The 16,221-nt window shown below is 51.3% G+C and carries 13 protein-coding genes; 5 read left to right on the top strand and 8 right to left on the bottom strand.

The window, feature by feature from the left end:
* Positions 1-120: 120 nt before the first annotated feature.
* Positions 121-1,455 carry a PepSY-associated TM helix domain-containing protein gene (locus ACSSVF_RS01690; protein ID WP_492404976.1) on the top strand — a complete coding sequence of 445 codons (1,335 nt, stop codon included), beginning with the start codon at positions 121-123 and terminating at the stop codon, positions 1,453-1,455.
* 76 nt (positions 1,456-1,531) lie between these two features.
* Here ACSSVF_RS01690 and ACSSVF_RS01685 read toward each other — a convergent pair whose 3' ends face one another.
* The 7 genes from ACSSVF_RS01685 to ACSSVF_RS01655 all read right to left on the bottom strand — a co-directional run bounded on the left by ACSSVF_RS01685 (position 1,532) and on the right by ACSSVF_RS01655 (position 9,098).
* Positions 1,532-2,029 (bottom strand): cytochrome b/b6 domain-containing protein, encoded by a 498-nt coding sequence (locus tag ACSSVF_RS01685; RefSeq protein ID WP_492404974.1) that lies wholly within the window; start codon positions 2,027-2,029, stop codon positions 1,532-1,534.
* A gap of 43 nt (positions 2,030-2,072) precedes the next feature.
* Positions 2,073-2,339, bottom strand: coding sequence for a PepSY domain-containing protein (locus ACSSVF_RS01680; RefSeq protein ID WP_492404973.1), 267 nt, complete (start codon positions 2,337-2,339; stop codon positions 2,073-2,075).
* A gap of 49 nt (positions 2,340-2,388) precedes the next feature.
* On the bottom strand, positions 2,389-3,072 hold the full coding sequence (locus ACSSVF_RS01675; protein WP_492404972.1) for a Fe2+-dependent dioxygenase: 684 nt from the start codon (positions 3,070-3,072) through the stop codon (positions 2,389-2,391).
* On the bottom strand, positions 3,066-4,208 hold the full coding sequence (locus ACSSVF_RS01670) for an alpha-hydroxy acid oxidase (protein WP_492404971.1): 1,143 nt from the start codon (positions 4,206-4,208) through the stop codon (positions 3,066-3,068). Before ACSSVF_RS01670 ends, ACSSVF_RS01675 begins: the two co-directional genes overlap by 7 nt.
* A 300-nt stretch (positions 4,209-4,508) precedes the next feature.
* Positions 4,509-6,830 (bottom strand): TonB-dependent receptor, encoded by a 2,322-nt coding sequence (locus tag ACSSVF_RS01665; protein ID WP_492404970.1) that lies wholly within the window; start codon positions 6,828-6,830, stop codon positions 4,509-4,511.
* A gap of 335 nt (positions 6,831-7,165) precedes the next feature.
* The gene (locus ACSSVF_RS01660; RefSeq protein ID WP_492404968.1) at positions 7,166-8,431 is read right to left on the bottom strand and encodes a sensor histidine kinase; all 1,266 of its coding nucleotides are present in this window, start codon (positions 8,429-8,431) and stop codon (positions 7,166-7,168) included.
* A complete protein-coding gene (locus ACSSVF_RS01655) occupies positions 8,424-9,098 on the bottom strand; it encodes a response regulator transcription factor (RefSeq protein ID WP_492404966.1) in 675 nt (224 codons plus the stop codon). The genes ACSSVF_RS01660 and ACSSVF_RS01655 overlap by 8 nt, the downstream gene beginning before the upstream one ends.
* Positions 9,099-9,536: 438 nt before the next feature.
* Here ACSSVF_RS01655 and ACSSVF_RS01650 point away from each other — a divergent pair, with 438 nt between their 5' ends.
* The 4 genes from ACSSVF_RS01650 to ACSSVF_RS01635 are packed head-to-tail and all read left to right on the top strand — an operon-like array spanning position 9,537 to position 14,237.
* A complete protein-coding gene (locus ACSSVF_RS01650; protein ID WP_492406289.1) occupies positions 9,537-10,955 on the top strand; it encodes a TolC family protein in 1,419 nt (472 codons plus the stop codon).
* 14 nt (positions 10,956-10,969) lie between these two features.
* Positions 10,970-12,244 (top strand): efflux RND transporter periplasmic adaptor subunit, encoded by a 1,275-nt coding sequence (locus ACSSVF_RS01645; RefSeq protein ID WP_492404965.1) that lies wholly within the window; start codon positions 10,970-10,972, stop codon positions 12,242-12,244.
* A 13-nt stretch (positions 12,245-12,257) separates the two neighbouring features.
* The gene (locus ACSSVF_RS01640) at positions 12,258-12,968 is read left to right on the top strand and encodes an ABC transporter ATP-binding protein (RefSeq protein ID WP_492404963.1); all 711 of its coding nucleotides are present in this window, start codon (positions 12,258-12,260) and stop codon (positions 12,966-12,968) included.
* Positions 12,969-13,010: 42 nt separating this feature from the next.
* Positions 13,011-14,237 carry an ABC transporter permease gene (locus ACSSVF_RS01635; protein ID WP_492404961.1) on the top strand — a complete coding sequence of 409 codons (1,227 nt, stop codon included), beginning with the start codon at positions 13,011-13,013 and terminating at the stop codon, positions 14,235-14,237.
* 30 nt (positions 14,238-14,267) lie between these two features.
* On the opposite strand, the gene tfpB is transcribed toward ACSSVF_RS01635, so the two are convergent.
* Complete coding sequence (gene tfpB, locus ACSSVF_RS01630; protein WP_492404959.1) at positions 14,268-16,058, bottom strand: type IV pilus assembly ATPase TfpB; 1,791 nt, start codon at positions 16,056-16,058, stop codon at positions 14,268-14,270.
* Positions 16,059-16,221 lie beyond the last annotated feature (163 nt).

Raw genomic sequence — 16,221 nt, 5'->3', positions numbered from 1 at the left:
TTCTTTTATCATTTCGTAAGAATAGATGGACTTTTTTAAGCAGAAATCTACCTGCACATACATTGTGCGCCATGTTCTTTAGTATTATAGGTCTATAGCGTTTTATTTTTCTGGAAGTATATGCAGTCCTCCAAGTCCCAAAAAGATCCATCCCGCAAATTGTTGCTTCTCTGTCATCGCTGGCTAGGATTGGCAAGTGCTCTGTTCTTACTCATCACCGGCCTCACTGGTGCCATCATCTCCTGGGATCACGAGCTCGATGAGTTATTGAACCCGGAGTTAATGCATAGTGAGTCTACCGGTTTGCATCAATCCAGCCTGGTGCTGGCTAAGCAAGTCGCTGAGCGCTACCCGCAGGTGCAAGTCACTTCTATCCCGCTGACAGTGGAGCATGGGCATACACTGTCTCTAGGTGTTAGGCCGTTGCCAAATCCGCCTGATGGTTTAGAGCCGGTCAAGTTTAATCAGGTGTTTGTAGACCCGGTGACCGGTGAAGAATTAGGCAAGCGGGAGTGGGGAGCTGTTTGGCCTGTAGACCGCACTAATGCCATTTCTTTCCTCTATAAGCTGCATTACAGTCTGCACCTGCCTGAAATGTGGGGCATAGACCGCTGGGGCATTTGGCTGATGGGTGGTGTGGCTATTATTTGGCTCATTGATAGCTTTGTCGGCTTTTACCTGACCCTTCCAAAAGCTGTCAGAAAACCGCAAACACGGTTGCACAAGGCGCAAGCCACGCGCGCTGCGAACCAGGCTTCTTTCGGCCAGCGTTGGTGGCCAGCGTGGAAGATGCGCTGGAACAGCAGCACGCATAAGCGCTATTTCGATTTGCATCGCGCGTTTGGTTTGTGGACCTGGCTATTGCTGATCATCCTGGCTTTTTCTGCCATGGCACTGAATCTGCGCCGTGAGATTTTTATGCCAGTGATGAAGTCGGCATTCACTTTAACACCTAGCCCTTCAGACTTGCGCCCGCGTTTACCTCCGGCGAAGCAACAGCCACCCAAAGTCGATTACGAAAAAGTATTGGCATTGGCGATCAATGATGCCAAGGTGCAAGGCTGGCAAGAGCCTGCCGGGCGTATTTCATACAGTGCGGCTTTTCAGCTATTTAATGTCGATTTCTATTACCCGGATGCAGACCACGGCGTCGCTGGTGCCGGGCATAAGCGCTTGTATTACGACGGGCTGGATGGACACTACGTGAACAAGCGCATTCCCTGGGAAGGCACAGCGGGAGATGTGATCGTACAGGCACAATTCCCTTTGCACTCCGGCCGTATTCTGGGTGTGCCTGGGCGTGTTTTGATTTCTGTCATGGGCCTGGTAGTAGCCATGCTTTCAGTCACCGGCGTGTATTTATGGTTGAAAAAACGGAAAGCGAGAAAAGTGTCTTCCAATATTGTTCAGGGGCAGGAAATTTCTAGTGGGCAGGTACGGCCTTTCTCACGCTAACTAGGCTTATCAAAAATAAACCTGCCACATGGCAGGTTTATTTTTATCGCTTCACTTTGCCCAGCTTGATGCTGGTTCAGTCTATATCACAGGAGTGTGGCTCAGCTTTGTAGCCACTTATCATGGCAGCCATCAGGTTTTCGCGCTTGCGCCAGCTCATGAATATCACGCCGGAGACATGCACTGACACGCAGGCGCAGAGTGTCCAGCCCAATATTTTGTGCAAATTGGCGAGCCAGGCATATCCCCAGAACATGTCTGTGGTTCCCAGCCAGCCAGTGAAGCCCAGCCCGGCGAGTGTGGCAAGCAGAATGACAATCATCCAGCCTCCTAGCGGGTTGTGGCCGAGATAGCGCGGCGCATGGCCGGTTGCTATGTCACGTGCATATTGCCACGTGATACCTGGCATGCGCACAAACTGCGCAAAGCGAGCATACTGCGAACCGGTAAAACCCCACAGGATACGGAAAGTCACAATGGCTGCACTCAAATAACCTAACCAAATATGCACATCATCCATTCTGTGACGTGTGAACCAGGCCGCGACAACAGTCATCACCAGCGACCAGTGCATCAGCCGTACAGGCCTGTCCCAGACCCGAACGCGACTTTCAAAATTATTCGACACGTTCAAAAGTTTTCGGGTCAAAGAAAGCCTCTACACGCTTGCCATCCGGTGTCTTGGCATAGACTTCATAACAGGTATCCGTTTTTTCCATACGACGCAGCACCCAGCCTTCTTTTTCCAGTTTCTGCTGTAATTCCGTATGCGGACGCCACTCCGCCTGCGGATGTTTGGTACAGTCGACTTCGCCATGCGCAAATACCACGGCAGGCAGAACTAACCATGCAGCAGATAGCGATTGAATCAATATTTTTTTCATTATGATAAGTTCCTTTCAGATTTCAGAAATAAAGGCTTGAGTGCAGTGTTCAAGTCACCGCCCAGCGTCGTAAGAGATTGTGATAAATACCAGCCAGCGTCAGTACATGCGTATTGTTGGCACCATGTGCCGCTGTCAGTTCCTGAATAGCATTGTCAAGGTCGTACAGCATGGTGCGCTCGACCTCATCTGCCACCATACTTTGTATCCAGAAAAACGAGGCAACCCGCGCGCCACTAGTCACGGGGGTGACGCAATGCATGCTTGATGAGGGATATAACACCATATCACCCGCCGCAAGCTTGACACTCTGGATACCGAACGCAGTTTCGATCTGCAGCTCACCGCCTTCGTACTCATCCGGCCCGGCCAAAAACAGCGTGGCAGACACATCGCTACGCAACAGGGTTTGTGTGCGTGGCACAGGCATCACGGCATTATCAACATGTGTGCCATACGTGCCGCCACCCGCATAGCGATTAAACCGTGGTGGATAAATCAGTTTTGGCAAGGCTGCCGCAATAAATGCAGGCGTCTGCCCCAGACGTTGCAGGATACGGTTTCCCAGGTCAACCGCCACCGGGTCATCACTGGCCAGTTGTTCATTGTGTTTGACATGGCGTCCTAGCGAGCCCGCCGTAGTATTGCCATCCTGCCAGGTGGCAGCATCGAGATAAGTGCGGAACTGGCGTACATCGTCAGCACTCAAGACACCATCTATTGTCATCAACATGAGAATCCCTCGTAACCTTCATTATTTACTCGCACCAGCGTTGCGTGCCGCACATCGGCCAATGTTGCGCAACCTGAATGTGCCATGCAGGCTTCCAACTCTTCGCGCAGCAACTTGAGCATATGCGCCACGCCCAGCGCGCCGGCCACGCCCAGCGCATACATTTGCAGGCGACCGATCAGCACAGCGTCGGCACCGAGCGCGATCGCCTTGAACACGTCGCTGCCGCTACGAATGCCACTGTCAAGCAGCAACGGATATTCCGCACCAACAGCCGCACGGATAGCAGGCAACATGTGCAGGCTGGCGGGTGCACCGTCAAGACTGCGCCCGCCGTGATTGGAAACCACTATCCCTGCTACGCCACGTTGCTGTAGTTCATGCGCGTCGTCGGCGTGCAACACACCCTTCACCCAAACTGGTAGCGGCGATTGCCGGATCAGCCAGTCGAGATCACGCCATGTCGGTGCATCACGCATCACGCCCTGGAAAATACGGCTATCGTTGGCGGTTAATGAGTGTGGCGACGCAACAGGATACTCCTGCAAGTTTGCGGCCACGCATTCTTCAGGCAGGCGAAAACCCGCATCCATCGCACGACGACTGGGTAGCTGGATGGCAGCATCCAGGGTCACAACAATCGCCCCAAAACCAGCCTGGTGCGCGCGATGCACCAGATTCAGCGTCACTTCACGTTGTGGCTGAAAATACAACTGAAACCAGCGCTGCGGTCCGGCGATGCGGGCAATCTCCTCCAGCGTTGCCGAACTCAGTGTACTTAATATCATGCCGGCTTCCATCGCCTGTGCAGCGCGCGCACTTTCAAGCTCGGCATGTTCATGCGCAAGTTTCTGGTGTGCCACCGGCGCCAGCCACAACGGGTGTGCGCAAGCTAGTCCAGCCAACGTGAGACGCGTATTCCCAGCACATACATCCCGCAACAGGCGCGGTACAATCGCGAGCTGTGCAAATGCAGTGCGATTTGCCGCCACAGTAATATCATTGCCGCTACCCCCAGCAATGTACGCATACACAGAGGCATTCAGATGACGCGGTGCCAGCACTTCGTAGTCTTGTGCATGGCGTATCTCTGGCGGAATATCGCTAGATAACGGATTGGAGTGTGTAGTCGCCATATTTAATAGTCAGTCAGCATTCTGGTAAATTCAAAACAGTCAGATTATAAAGCCAATTAACAGCCGTGCATTTGAAGAACATCACGCCTGTCAAATGGGAGCGGGCATGCCCCACCCTAATGCCGTAGCAATCCAGAATGCAAAGTCATGCGTATGTCGTTCCAAAAAAAATTCCCCTGCAATATCATACACCTACTGAAATAGGTGCCTGGTGCAGGGGAAGATCTTTGCAACCGGTAAAATACACATATTGCCGGTTGCATACTCAAGCGATAACAGCCTGAACATTCGTGTTAAATTTTAGAAATCCATATCTAACGTTACATAGCCGCGGCGTCCATCACCCTTGTAGAGGAAGAAGCCTGCCTGATATGCTGCCAGGTAGTATTCCTTGTCGAAAGCGTTCAGGACATTTGCACGGACTTTGAAGTTCTTGTTGATGCGATATTCAGCGAATATGTCATAAACCGTATAGCTAGGCACCGGCTGGGAGCAAGAGCCATTGGTATATGTCACGCCAGTATCTGGCTGACCACCACAACGCTCGCTGACATAGGTAGACACGCCACCGAAAGCAAAGTCGCGGGTAGCTTGATAACGGCCCAGTACCGTAGCGGTTTTGTTTGCAAAATTGGCCAGTTGATGGCCGATGTTTGCTCTAAAGGCGGCGTTCGATTTTGTCATTTCAGAGTGCATGAGCGCAGCACCTGCTTGAACCGAGAGCTTGTCCGTCAGATTCCCCACCAGGCCGAACTCTATACCGTAAATACGCAGCGCGGCCGAATTCACGGTACCCGAGGTAGCCAATTCCGCAGTATTGGTGGTTTGCATCAGGTCTTCCTTCTCGGTACGGAACACGGCAGCGGTCGCCAGCAGTTTCTGGTTCAGCAGATTCCACTTGGTACCCAATTCAACGTTCTTCGCAGTTTCCGGCTTGGTGCCCGCAATCAACCTATTATTCAGTGTCACCAGACCACCGTAGCTGGGGTTCGTGCCTGAATCCGGTTCGCCACCGTTAATGTCCTGTGACGTACCGTAGCTGAGATAGACTATGCCTTCCTTGGTGAGTTTGTAACTCAGGCCGCCCCAATAGTTTTTCAGCGTGTCGTCGTATTTATAGACGACCGGGGATGCAGTATTAAGACCTGTCGCCAGCCTCAGTTCCGGACGATCCACGCGGAAGCCGGCAAAACCGGTAAAGTCTTCGCTAATGTCGTAAGTATCCATCAAACTAGCCGCGATCGTTTTCACGCGCCAATCGACGGCTTTTGCACCGCGCGACCAAAAACCGGGCACTACGCTTTGCGGATTTGCAACCTCAGCACCAACATCGAAGTTGCTACCGAAGCCAGTCACGAATTGATTAGATCCGCCTATCCGCGAGTAGTTGCCTTGCTCGGCATGGTTGTCGGAATATTCTATAGTAGCGACAAACTCGTTCTTTCTGCCGTTGCCAAGATCCTTATCCCAGCGCAAATTGTCCTGATGAGCAAAATACGTCGAGTCCTGAAAGCGAGTGTGCGCCTGAACCTGCGCACGAATACCATTAGCGCCACTACCACTGGCTTGGGAGGCATAAAAAGCGTAGGCATTGTCGTTCTTACCATAGCGTGTCAGGCTGTTGAGCGTCAGCGTGGGCGAAATCGCCCAGCGTAAACGCAGGCTGCCGATGTTGGCGTTAGAGTCCAGAAAGTCGCCATTCTGGGCGCCGACCAGCGTGGAACTTGAGGTCGGCCTACGGGCAGTACCTGTGTTACCGCCGCCAACGAGGAAGGTGCCGGCATCTGGATATTCATGACTGGCCTTCATATGATAGAAATCGGCCATGATGGAAAAGTCTTTGCTGACCTCAAACAAGCCGGCAAGCGCAATGCCTTCACGCTTACGGGTGGCCGGATCACGGTCAGGAATATCCTGGTCGGCCCACAGCGCATTCACGCGCAGTGCAACGCTGTCGTTAACAACCTTGTTCAGGTCCACCGTGTAACGCTGGTACTTATCCGAGCCTGCACCAACGGCGGCTTTGATGAAATCGTAGTCGACCGTCGCCTGCTTGGTCACCATGTTGATTGCGCCGCCGGCAGAGCCGCGACCGGCAAAGCTGGAGTTCGGGCCCTTGGTTACTTCAATTTGCTCGGTCGCAAAAGTTTCGCGCGTGCTCATGCCAGGGTCGCGCATGCCATCGATAAAGGTATCGCTCTTGGCGGACTGACCACGAATATTGTAGTTATCCCCGAACATATTGCCATTCTCACCAGTGCCCAATGTGATGCCGGGCTGGGTGAGAAGTACTTTCGCCAAATCAGTTTGCCCATAATCGTCGATCGCATTTTTGGTGATCACGTTGATGGTCTGCGGCGTTTCCGCAATCGGGCGGGTGCGGCGCACATCGGCGGATGTCTTGGCCTTGTAAGGTGCGCCAACCTCGGCATTAGGATTGGGGTCAATAGCCTTGTCCTGTATCTTTACGGTTTCCAGCTCTTCAACCTCTGCGGCCATTAATGGCAACGGCAGCACCATGGCAGCGGAAATACCCACTGCAAGACTGGTTTGTAGAATAACGCTGCCTTTTTTCTGGCGAAAACTTGACGGCACCCGAACGGATGTATGCTGTTTGTTCAAAAACCTCTCCCTTTATGAAGCAATTAAGACAAAATGAATTATTTAAATGGATTTTTTTGTATCAAATGCAAAGCCAGCTGCTACCGGCTTATCTTTGGTGGTTACTACATCCACGTCTGGAAGTTGCTGAGTTTCTTCAGCTAACACTGATTGTGTGCTCGCAAGAACAATCTACGTATGACTGCCAGAGGACGCATACAGGAAGAGCGTGTTATACAGCATATCCCTTTGATTAGTATCACCGCATTCGATAATGAGAATCCATCTCATTATCGTATATTAATTAATGGGAAATTAAGTTTTCGTTGTTTTTTAGTGATTTTTTTGTGAAGACGCTAGAGAGCTATCGTGAATGTAGAACCGCGTGTTGGTTCGGAATGTAGACTGAGGCGCCAGCCCTGATTTTCACATATGCGCTGGATTAACGATAATCCTAGCCCCAGCCCGTCCAATGGCAATTCGCTACCACGAATAAAAGGTTTTAATACCTGGCCTTGCTTGTCCAAATCAATCCCAACCCCTGTATCCATCACAGAGATCGAGTAGCCATCCATGAGTAACTCTACATGACCGCTGTCGGTGTAATTCAATGCGTTCTTAAGCAGATTTGATATCACTGTTAATAATAGGTCTGCATTGAATTTCTTTTCGGTCTGAATATTTTTTTTAGTCAGTTGAAAGGCAATGCTCTTTTCCAGAAATGCTGGTTGCCAACATATGAATGCTCGTTGCGTGATTTGTTCCAGTGTTTGAGTTTGGGCAGGATTGATGGCGGTATGTTCAGCCCGGGCAATCATGAGCAGTGATTGAATAAGCTGCTGCATTTCTGCACTGGCGCGTGCAATTCTTTCAATTCTGTCGAAATCAGGGTCATCTGTTGTTTTATGCTGCAATAACAATTCACAGCTGGATGAAATGATCATCAGGCCGCTACGAAACTCATGACTGACATCACTGGTGAAAAGCCTCTCACGCCACAAGGCATCTTTAATTTTGGTATACGTATCTTCAAATGCTTGGGCAAGACTACCAATCTCGTCATCAGAAAATTTTTCTGCCATTGCACTTTCGTTCAATGATTGCAATTTTCTTTGAGAAAAAACTTCAGACAGTTTGATAATCGGTGAAAGGATTTGCCGGGCCAGTAGCCAGCCAACCAAGCCACCTAATAAAACAGTCAAAAATAAACCCGATTTCAAGGCGATGAATAAGTTTCGCTCGAAGCCATCTTCATAATGACTTTGATCTTGCACCAAAATGTAATCGTTTCCCTCAACTGTTTGCCTATAAATGTAGTAACTGGAGGGTTTTGCCTCCACCTCGGTAAATCCAGCAGGGAGATTAACAAGGTATTTGGATATTGTAGGGTCTTGAGGTGTATCTGCTGTGAATAAATGCAAACCAAGCTTTTTCAATGTGGCATCATCATGGGTAGGGTTTGAAACGATTAACCTGAGGTTTGTATCCATTTCACTGGAAATTAACTCGTCTTCCATGGCATGGATGATCTGATTAATTCCTAAAGAAAAAACGCTCCCAACGAATAATGTGATAAGGGTAAATGCAATGACAATCCTCCATCTGATTGATATCTTATTCATGTTCAACGCCGATTCTGTAACCAATGCCGTGGATGGTCTGAACCAAAGGAACATCAAAGGGCTTGTCTATTTCTATGCGCAATTGATAAATATGTGCCCGTAAATTATCGCCACGGGTAGATACGTCGCTCCAGAAATTCTCTTCCAAAAAGCTGCGCTTTACCGGATTAGGGCTATTTTGCATCAAGCATTCCAAAAGTTTTAGTCCCAATGGGGGAATTTTCAGAATAGTCCCTGCACGTGTAACAACCAGGCTTTCACGATCAAAAATGAGGTCATGCACCATTAGTTTGGAACGTACCAAGCCCTTGCTACGCCTGTGGATTGCAAGCGCCCTTGCTTCAAGTTCTGAGAGTGAGAACGGCTTTACAAGATAGTCATCGGCGCCGGATTCAAAGCCTTTAAGCCTGTCATCCAGTGTATCGCGTGCAGTAAGCATGATAATGGGGGTGAATATATTGCCATCCTGCCGTAATCGCTTTGTAAACTGCAATCCATCCATGCCTGGCAGCATCACATCAAGAATAATTAAATCAAACTCATGCGTTACTGCCAGATGCAGGCCGGTTAATCCATCTTGAGCGCAATCAACCTTATGGTCCTTAGCCAAAAAGTCTACGATATTTGCCAGGATATCTTTGTTGTCTTCAATGACGAGGATGCGCATGTTTAATTTAGAGCTCATTGATGAGTTAAATTGCCTTTATCAAAAGTGAGTAAACTTTTGAGGAGTATACAATTCTTTTCTGAGGCCAAGTTTTAATACTTATGTATGTGAATCAACAATATGCAGAGTTGCATGAAAGTTCCTCTTGGCTATCTATTGCGTGGCGAAATTGTCACAAATGATACATGGGGGTTATATATCTTAAGTAGCAGGATTCCGATGAAATCGGTATTCAGCGCAGACTGGAATTATAGCCAATTAGCGGTTTTTTCACGTGCGATTAGGATATTGTCCATCACTAAATAATCTCGTTTTTAAAGCTTTAATTAAGATACGATAGAAAAGCCTTAAACGTATCAAAGTGTATCCCTCTCTTTCAGTGGTCATCCCTCTCCATTAAGATAGCGCATCTGGTTTCCCTAAGTGAATGATTTGAATATCCTTTGCAAGTTTGTATTTCTAGCATGCTTATGCCTGACCGGATGGGCACAGGCACAGGAGTCGCTGTGGTACAACGATGGTGATCCATTGGACACGCAACTAAATACCCTGCCTAAAATACCTGGTGGTTACGCTGGTAACACGTGTGGCCAGGTGCGTCTGGACCAGGCGTTAACCCTGGCTGACGTAGCTGATATCAGCCTGTGCAACAATCCGCAAACAAATGAAGTCTGGGCCAGCGCGCGCATTCAGGCGGCGCAACTGGGCGTGGCTAAATCGGCTTATCTGCCGGTGGTGACCGATACCCTGGGCAGCAATGCGGGTGTCTTCAGTCCGCAACTGGCTACGCGTAGCAATCCAAACATGACGGTGTCTAACAATCTGGTGGCTAGTTACCTGCTTTATGATTTTGGCAATCGTAAAGCCAATCTGGAAAATGCGCGGCAATTGTTACTGGCAGCCAGTGCTACGCAAAGCAGCACGGTACAGAACATATTGCTGACGACTATCATCTCGTATTACCAGGTGCAGGCCAATATTGCCGCGCTAGCCGCTGCACGTGAAGCCGAGCGGGCTGGGGAGGAAAGCTTCAAGGCAGCGAATGCGCGCTACACGGCGGGCGTGGCGACGCCGGCTGACAAGTTGCAAGCGCAGACCGCTTATGCGCAATTGACCCTGCAGCGCATTACCATTGAGGGTAACCTTAAAATTGCATACGGCAACCTGGCCAATATCATGGGCTTGCCTGCCAACCGCAGCATTGTGTTGGCGAATAGCGCTACTGAAGCCCCACCGCATATTCTTGAAGATGTGCAGGTATTTATTGAGCAAGCCGGGCAGAGGCGTCCGGACCTGGTTGCCAGCGAAGCGCAAGTGAAAGCGGCTGAAGCGAGTATTGATGCCAGTAAAGCATTGACCAAGCCGACCATTTCGATTGGTGTTTCCAATAGTTTGCAGGATGGTTCTCAACTGGCCGGTAATAGTGCAACCACCCTGGGGGTGACGGTGGCTATCCCGATCTTTGCCGGTTACGCGCCCACTTACCGTATTCGTGCGGCTGAGGCGACCGCCGATTTACGCGCTGCCCAGCGTGACCGCTTGCGTTTGCAGATTTCACTGGATGTCTGGGGCGCTTACCAGAATCTGCGCACCGCTTTGCAATCAATGACTGCCAGCAACACCTTGCTGGAAAGTGCCGAGCAATCCTACCGCGTCGCATTGGGGCGCTATAAAGCGGGTGTCGGCAATATTATTGATACGCTGAATGCACAGAGTGCGCTGGCCAGCGCACGCCAGCAGAATATCCAGGCCGGACTCAATTCGAATGTGGCGCGCGCAACGCTGGCACAGGCGATGGGGTCGCTTGATCATGCCATGATCCAGTCATTACCAGGCACAGCGGCCTCCAATAATTAAGCGGATTTGACACTATGAAAAGCATCAAAAAAATACTGGTTGTGCTCTTGCTGCTTGGCGTTGCGGCTGCCGGTTATCTGTATTACAAGCAGACACACCAACCCCGGCCGGAAGACCTATATCGGCTGGACGAAATCACAGAAGGCAATATCGAGCAGACCGTTGCCGCCAATGGCACGCTGAACCCGGTCAGCCTGATCAGTGTGGGTACGCAAGTTTCCGGCATTGTGCGGAAAATCTATGTCGACTTTAACGACGTGGTTAAAAAAGACCAGGTATTGATGGAGCTGGATAATGCGATTTTCAATGCGCAGATCGCACAGTCAAAAGGCAGCGTCAGAAACAATGAAGCCACGGTAGAGCTGGCGGTCGCTAATGAAAAACGTATGCGTGAATTGTATGGGCAGGAATATGTCTCCAAGCAGGAACTGGATACGGCGGTGCAGGTACTCAAATCAGCCAAAGCACAGCTGGAAACCGCACGTGGTTTGCTGGCGCGGGATGTGACCAACCTCAACTTCAGTATTATCCGTTCGCCGGTATCGGGCGTGGTCGTCAATCGCGTGGTGGATGTCGGACAAACAGTGGCAGCGAGTTTCCAGACACCGACCCTGATACAGATTGCACAGGACCTGGCAAAAATGCAGATCGATACCAGTTTTGCCGAAGCCGATATCGGCAAAATTAAAGAGGGCCAGAAAGTCAGTTTTAATGTGGATGCGTTCCCTGATCGTAATTTCGATGGTGTGGTGAAGCAACTCAGGCTGAATTCGACCAACACTTCCAATGTGGTCACCTATAACGCAGTGGTGTCGGTGGATAACACTGACCTGACTTTGCTGCCCGGCATGACGGCGTATGTGAACATTATTGTGGACCGTGCGCGCCATGCCTTGCTGGTGCCAAATGCTGCCTTGCGCTACAAGCCAAAACTGGCTGAGGCAGATCAGAAAGCGTTGGATCAAAAACCTGCAGGCGCCGCTGGTGAGAGTAAAAAAGACTGGAAAAACCGGCCTGGTAAAGAAGGGGCAGAAGGCCGTTCAGGCAGAGGTGGACGGGAGAAACACCACGGCGGTCATGAATTGGCGATGGGTAAACTGTACGTGTTAAAAGCAGGCAAACCTGAAATGGTGCGCGTGCATATCGGCATGACCGATGGTCGCTCCACCGTTGTCACCGGCGAAGGGCTGGCGGCAGGTGACAAGGTCATTGTCAGCGAGCTGCAGGCCGACGGCCAGGGCAAAGCACCGAGCAACAATAGTGGCCCACGCGGCCCAAGAATGTTTTAGGCCAGCACGCACCATGCAACAGCACGTGATTGAAGTGAATCATCTCTATAAAGCGTACCAAACGCCCGCCGGGCCATTCCCCGTGCTGGAAGATGTGAATCTGCAAGTGGCTCAGGGCGATTACGTCGCCATCATGGGGCCATCCGGCTCTGGCAAATCGACCTTTATGAATATACTTGGTTGCCTGGATATGCCAACCGCGGGGAGTTATGTGCTGGATGGCTATGCCGTCGCCACCATGGCCGCGGACGAAGTCGCCAGGGTGCGTAATAAAACCATAGGCTTTGTGTTCCAGGGCTTTAATTTGCTCGCGCGATCCAGCTTGCTGGATAACGTTGCGTTGCCGCTGGTATATGCTGGGCTGGGCAAAGAAGAGCGGCATGCCCGGGCCAGTGAGTTATTGAATAAGGTGGGCCTGGGCAAACATATGCAATCACGCCCCAATCAGATATCGGGCGGCCAGCAGCAACGGGTGGCCATTGCCCGGGCACTGGTCAACCAACCGCGCCTGATCCTCGCCGACGAACCAACCGGTAACCTGGATAGCACTACTAGTGAAGAGATCATGGCGATTTTTGATGGACTGAATCAGGAAGGCATTACCATTGTGCTGGTCACGCACGAGACGGATATTGCCGAACATGCCAGGCGCCAGATCCGCTTCCTGGATGGCAAGGTGGTTGAAGATACCAGCCATCAATCACAGACTGGGCGGGTGGTTTGATGGCGCCTCTTTCTCAATACTTTATATTCGTCGGGGTTTGCCATGTTTAGCGCCATGCTGGGCGAGGCCTGGCACGCCATGGGCGCTAACCGGTTACGCACCTTCCTGACCATGCTGGGCATGGTGATAGGCGTTGGCGCTGTGGTATTGATGATGGCGATAGGCCAGGGCGCCGAGGCTTCGGTGAAGCGTTCTATCAATGCAATGGGCAGCCATTTATTTGTGGTGTTGTCTGGACCACCCAGGATTGGCGGTGCGCGTTCAGCCACCGGTAATGCGCCTTCGTTGAACGTGAAGGACGCGAATGCGATAACCGAATTATATGGCGTGACTGGTGTCGCCCCAGTGACGACCGGCAAGGGGCAGGTGGTGTATGCCAGTAGCAACTGGAACACCGATATCATAGGCACCACCGCCAGTTACCTGGATGTCAGGTCATGGAGCTTGTCAGCCGGATATCCCTTTCTCGATTCGGATACCCGTTCTGCCACCCGCGTGGCGCTCTTGGGTAAAACCGTGGTGCAGAACCTGTTTGGCGATGATGACGTAGACCCGGTCGGGAAAACCATACGCATCAATCAGCGGCCATTCGTGGTGTTGGGGGTGCTGGATAGCAAAGGCCAGACGCTGGACGGCCGTGACCAGGATGATACGATTATTGTGCCGTTGACCACGGCGCAGCGAAAACTATTCGGTAACCAGCTACCCGGCTCGGTGCGGCAGATTATTGTGCAGGCCGAGTCCGATGCGGTGATGGGCATGGTGGAAGATGCGCTGAATGGCCTGCTCAATCAGCGCCATAATATCCGTGAGGGTGCCGATAGCGATTTCTCGGTACGCAACCTGACGGCTATCGCTAATTCGGCCGCTGAAACCGCGCGTACCATGTCTTTATTGCTGGGTGCCATCGCTTCGGTGTCGTTATTGGTGGGCGGTATAGGCATCATGAATATCATGCTGGTCTCTGTGACTGAGCGTACCCGCGAAATCGGTGTGCGCATGGCTATCGGTGCCCGTGAGCGCGATATCCTCATGCAATTCCTGCTCGAAGCCATCATGATTTCTACTGTCGGCTGCCTGATCGGCATTGTGATAGGTGTCGGTGGGGCTGTGCTGGTGAGCGTGTTCACGCAAGCAGAGGTGATCGTCTCCAGTCAATCGGTGCTCATCGCTTTTAGTGTGGCCGTGAGCATAGGCATTTTCTTTGGCTTTTACCCGGCCAGAAAAGCGGCCAGGTTAAATCCTATTGAAGCATTGCGCTATCAGTGACTGTTGCCCATGCGGCATCAGAAAAAATGATTAATCCATTTCAATCGGTGGCGCGACTTTTAAAACCTCATCTACCGTCGTCATGCCCGCGGCTACTTTTTCCGCCCCATTCAACATCAATGGCTGCAGCCCGGCCTGTGTTGCAGTTTGGCGTAGTTGCAGCAGGTCAGTTTCTGGCGTAATCAGTTTACGGATGGCTGGCGTGAGCGTGAGCATTTCATAAATGCCGGTACGCCCGCGATAGCCGGTGTGGCGACATTCCTGGCAACCGACGGCTTTCATGACCTTGTGTGGCTTGGTCGCTTTAAATGGGCGGGTGATACTAGCCCATTCATCATCAGAAATCTCACCCTCAGTTTTGCAATGCGGACACAATGTACGCACCAGGCGCTGCGCCATAATGCCAAGCAAGCTGGAATGTATCAGGTAAGCAGGCACGCCCAGGTCTAGCAAGCGGGTGATGGCAGAGGGTGCGTCGTTGGTGTGCAATGTTGAAAGTACCAAATGCCCGGTCAGCGCAGCCTGGATCGCCATGTCTGCGGTTTGCTGGTCGCGGATTTCGCCGACCATGATAATGTCCGGGTCCTGCCGCATCAGTGTGCGTATGCCTTCCGTAAAGCCCAGGCCAATATTCTGTGTCACCTGCATCTGGTTAAATGCAGGTTCTATCATCTCAATCGGGTCTTCCACCGTACACACGTTGACTTCGTCAGTCGCCAGTTGCTTAAGGGTGGTATACAAGGTGGTTGTTTTGCCTGAGCCGGTCGGCCCGGTAACCAGAATAATGCCGTTCGGCTGATGCGTCCATTGCGCCCATTGATCACTCTGCCGTTTGGAAAAGCCAAGCAACTGGAAATCCTGCACCAGGATATCCGGTTTGAATATCCGCATCACCAGCTTCTCGCCAAAAGCGGTTGGCATGGTCGAGAGACGCAACTCGATCTCTTTGCCATCGCCACTCACGGTTTTGACACGGCCATCCTGTGGACGGCGTTTCTCTACCATATCCATACGGCCCAGCAGCTTGATGCGGCTGGTGATCGCGTTCATGATATTGCTGGGCAGTTGATACACCTGGTGTAACACACCATCAATGCGAAAGCGCATCAACCCCATATTGCGGCGCGGTTCCAGGTGGATATCACTGGCGCGTTGCTCAAAGGCGTATTTAAACAGCCAATCCACGATATTCACCACGTGCTGTTCATTCGCATCAAGCTGGCGGTCCTTACCCAGCTCGATCAACTGCTCAAAATTTTGTACACCAACGATCTGCCCGGCCTTGGCCGCATTGGCAGAATTGATCGCAGCTGAAAGCTGGTAGACCTCGGGTAGGTAACGCTGCAAATCCAGCGGGTTCACCATCACCACCTGGATTTGCAGCTTGAGCATGCGCTCAAGGTCAGGCAGCCATTCCTGATGGAACGGATCTGCGGTGGCAATGGTGGCTACACCCGCTTTCACCGTGATCGGCATAATGCGCAGGCGTTCGGCATACGCCTGTGAAACGATTTGTGCCGCTGCGCTAAAGTCCAGCTTTAGCGGGTCGATCTGGTAAAAAGGGACTTCGGCTTTCTCGGCGACAAAGCGGGTGAGTGCATCTACGGTCAGTAGCTGGGATGGTTTTTGCAGATCGGGCCATTTTTGCTCGGCCACAATCACAATCGGGTGGAGTTTTGAACTGTCACGCTTGCGGTCCTGGTGCAGTTTTTCTGCCAATGCTTTCTCAACCCGGCCATGCGTGACTAATAAACGCAGCAAGTCAGACAGGCGCAAGGTGTGGATTACTTTTGGCAGTAAAAATTTGGTTGGACTATTCATGTCACATGCTGGCAGGGGGACTTGCAGGTGATGCAAGACTCATGCCATTGAAAAGTGGCAGGAATGGTCACATTTCGTTAAGCGATCACGCTTGCGTTTAAGTGAGTTAACTCGGCTAGTGGCAAAAAGCGAGCTGTTTATGACTTACCAACGCATCAGTGTT

The organism is Methylophilus sp. E2MeOHC9, assembly GCF_058744375.1.
Note: the sequence above shows the minus strand (reverse complement) of the source record. Positions and strands in the feature narration are given on the sequence as shown.